The sequence below is a fragment of the Bacillus sp. JJ1521 genome, assembly GCF_036965165.1.
In the GTDB taxonomy this organism is placed as follows: domain Bacteria; phylum Bacillota; class Bacilli; order Bacillales; family Bacillaceae_L; genus Ferdinandcohnia.
The window spans coordinates 1-2,473 of record NZ_JBALOX010000288.1 but is presented as its reverse complement, the minus strand read 5'-3'; the positions used below and the strand labels follow the sequence as shown (position 1 = coordinate 2,473).

Below are 2,473 nucleotides of genomic sequence, written 5' to 3'. Positions count from 1 at the left end.
TAAATAAACAACATGAACGTATACTCAACTTTTGTAGTCGTCAACACATTGAAGTTCAAGGGTATGTCTTTATATGCTTATAGCTGATTAATTCACCATTTGTATTGATCTCAACTTCATCTTCTCCATAACCGTTATGGGCACCATAGTAAGGGTACACTTTCAACGTTATCTGGTATAAGCCACCAATCCCATATACCTGCTTTATTTTGAGGATTTCTGTACCCCATGAAGCCCAAGAAAGACCTAGTTTCTGTGCTTTTTTGTCATCTTTATATATTTCAGTAATTGCTTTATCTACTGGATTTCGATTGCTACTTATAAGTGCCATTTTTAGGGTTTCGCTCAATTCTGTATCAGCTTCATTTATTGTTTTTGCATTTATTGTTGTAATAGGGATGACTAATATTATTCCAACCAAAAGCATAACCAAAAATCTCTTCAACATTTTCACCTCATCTTAGTTTCCTAAAAACTAAAATGATTTATTCAGCTTCAAAATTAAATGTTGTATATAAATGTCGCTTCAATCCTTGCCGTAATCGTTAATTCCCCTGGCTGAATCGGTGTGGAGGCTTCACTTTTGGCAAACATGGCGGTTTGAAATGGGACAGGGGGAGAATGTTGTGATAGTTCCTGGATATGAATCGGGATTTCTTGAAGCTGGACATTTAACTTTTTCGCAATCGTCCTTGCTTTTTCCTGGGCGTCTTGTACAGCGTTCTGTAGAGCTTTTTCATAATAGACCTTCTGGTTGCTAACCGTAAAATCAATACTTGTGACCGTATTAGCACCGTTTTGAACGGCTGTATCGACAATGCTACCAGTCGATTGGATATCTACATCCGAAATTTGTAGCATATGGGTAACCCGATAGCCCCTCACCGTTTGTTTTGAGTTTTCATAGTTATAGAGGATTTCAATCCGAAAATCTACTGTTTTGATATGTTCTTTAGGTATCCCGAGTCCTAGGATAGAATCGATCACCTTTTTGGTATGTTGGTTATTTTCATTTTGAGCAGCAGATACAGTACTACTTTCGGTTATTACACCTAACGTGATTGTTGACGAAGTCGGTGTTGCTGAAACAATTCCTTCTCCATTTACCTTCAATTTATTTTTGATTTCATGATTGTTTCTTACTGGCTGAGTGTGTCTCATCCAAGGTTCATAATAATACATCGTCGTTCTCCTTTCTCAAAATTTTCTTTGTTGTATTGTATTAGTTCTGGGGAATTTCGGTGTGCAGATAAAAGAAAAAGCCCACGAAACCTCGTAAGCTTAACTTCTCATTCTTTTTCTAAAGATAGGTCCAATGATAACGTGTAAAAAGATATCCCCAGTAAAGTGAGCAATCATTGCGATTTCAATTCCATACTTCCAATACAAAAAACCGAACAGGATACCTGGGATAGCATTTAGTAAAAGCGTACGCCAAACAACAAGCTTTGATTTTCCGAAAAGCCCAAAAGCAGCTGGTAAATGCCCAACACCGAATAAAAAGGCAGCAAAGAGGATACCGATCCAATAAGAAATACTCCCTAAACCTATAAGGTTTAATACATAAACAACTGCCGTCATTACGAATAAGCGGGTTAACACTTCCTCCGAAATACCTCCATAAAACGAAGCAATAAATGCCTGAAATTTTGAAGGCTCATCTATATCGACCTTCGGCATTTTTTTCATAAATAAAATGTCCAATCCGAAGATGATGAATGACGCAATGGCTCCGACAATAATACTTAGCAGAATTGTTCCTGAAATCGAATATGGAACAGCAGTACCATGTAACCATTGATCAATTAACCACCAATGTAAATCAACCTTTGGAGCCAACCACGTTCCAATAAATGCTGAAACACCTAATAGCACAACACTTTGTAAAATGCTGATTAACATAAGCACAGGAGTAGGTGGAATCTTTTTTGTTGGATTCTTTCTTGCATCTTCTTCGATTTTGCCTTTTAGCATTTTAAATTGATACGGTATAACGGCAATTGCCCCAACTGATGCAGCTATCCAAAAAATAAAAAACACTGTCATTCCTAACACCCTCATTCATATTTATATATTCCGCAGATAATACGAATAAGGAGATAAAAAAGTTCACTGCATATGAAAAAATAAAAAAACGCTCAGACTAGAATCTGAGCGAATTTCGTTAGCTATCACTTTAATTTAACTTTTTTCGCTTTCATGTTTCCTCTAATAAGTCTTTTTAAAATATTTATTTCTTCCGTTGAATTGAAGAAACCAAAGGGGAGGATGATCGCTTTGTTTTTGGAAACATATAATCGGAACATATCTTTCTCTTCTATTGCAAGTAATATATCTTTCCACTCAATCTTTGCGATTGCCCCACTTAATTTTTGGCTGATTCCTTTATCATTTATTTCGTATGTTATTTCATTTTTAATTAATGGGTCATTTTTAAACGCTTTACTATAATTTCGGTCCATTAGAGTTACCG

4 protein-coding genes are annotated in these 2,473 nt (G+C 35.9%); all 4 read right to left on the bottom strand.

Translation table 11 applies throughout. From position 1 onward, the window contains the following. Positions 1–55: 55 nt before the first annotated feature. Positions 56–448 carry a DUF3888 domain-containing protein gene (locus tag V7147_RS24870; RefSeq protein WP_335370475.1) on the bottom strand — a complete coding sequence of 131 codons (393 nt, stop codon included), beginning with the start codon at positions 446–448 and terminating at the stop codon, positions 56–58. 53 nt (positions 449–501) lie between these two features. Beyond that, positions 502–1,182 (bottom strand): SIMPL domain-containing protein, encoded by a 681-nt coding sequence (locus V7147_RS24865; protein ID WP_335370474.1) that lies wholly within the window; start codon positions 1,180–1,182, stop codon positions 502–504. Between the two features lie 99 nt (positions 1,183–1,281). Beyond that, complete coding sequence (locus V7147_RS24860) at positions 1,282–2,046, bottom strand: CPBP family intramembrane glutamic endopeptidase (protein ID WP_335370473.1); 765 nt, start codon at positions 2,044–2,046, stop codon at positions 1,282–1,284. Between the two features lie 125 nt (positions 2,047–2,171). Beyond that, a partial coding sequence (locus V7147_RS24855; RefSeq protein WP_335370472.1) for a YcxB family protein occupies positions 2,172–2,473 on the bottom strand: 302 nt, incomplete at its 5' end.

Bases quoted from the DNA above. Each gene is read 5' to 3' on its own strand.
- V7147_RS24870 (WP_335370475.1), bottom strand. From the start codon at position 448: ATGTTGAAGAGATTTTTGGTTATGCTTTTGGTTGGAATAATATTAGTC.
- V7147_RS24865 (WP_335370474.1), bottom strand. From the start codon at position 1,182: ATGTATTATTATGAACCTTGGATGAGACACACTCAGCCAGTAAGAAAC.
- V7147_RS24860 (WP_335370473.1), bottom strand. From the start codon at position 2,046: ATGACAGTGTTTTTTATTTTTTGGATAGCTGCATCAGTTGGGGCAATT.